Source organism: Tardiphaga robiniae (genome assembly GCF_013359755.1).
In the GTDB taxonomy this organism is placed as follows: Bacteria; Pseudomonadota; Alphaproteobacteria; order Rhizobiales; family Xanthobacteraceae; genus Tardiphaga; species Tardiphaga robiniae.
In genome coordinates this window covers 1-484 of the sequence record NZ_JABMCJ010000013.1, presented here as the reverse complement: position 1 = coordinate 484, position 484 = coordinate 1, and the positions used below count along the sequence as shown (strand labels likewise).

The 484-nt window shown below is 54.3% G+C and carries 1 protein-coding gene; it reads left to right on the top strand.

Features of this window, described 5'->3' with window-relative positions; all coding sequences use genetic code 11:
- On the top strand, nucleotides 1-481 hold a 481-nt coding region (locus HP556_RS00035; protein WP_246297167.1), incomplete at its 5' end, for a DUF3672 domain-containing protein.
- Nucleotides 482-484 lie beyond the last annotated feature (3 nt).

The window sequence follows — 484 nt, the reverse complement described above, 5'->3', positions numbered from 1 at the left end:
CAGTAATGTGACGATAGCTGAAAACTGTACGATAAACGGTACGCTGAGGGCGGAAAAAATCGTCGGGGACATTGTAAAGGCGGCGAGCGCGGCTTTTCCGCGCCAGCGTGAAAGCAGTGTGGACTGGCCGTCAGGTACCCGTACTGTCACCGTGACCGATGACCATCCTTTTGATCGCCAGATAGTGGTGCTTCCGCTGACGTTTCGCGGAAGTAAGCGTACTGTCAGCGGCAGGACAACGTATTCGATGTGTTATCTGAAAGTACTGATGAACGGTGCGGTGATTTATGATGGCGCGGCGAACGAGGCGGTACAGGTGTTCTCCCGTATTGTTGACATGCCAGCGGGTCGGGGAAACGTGATCCTGACGTTCACGCTTACGTCCACACGGCATTCGGCAGATATTCCGCCGTATACGTTTGCCAGCGATGTGCAGGTTATGGTGATTAAGAAACAGGCGCTGGGCATCAGCGTGGTCTGAGTG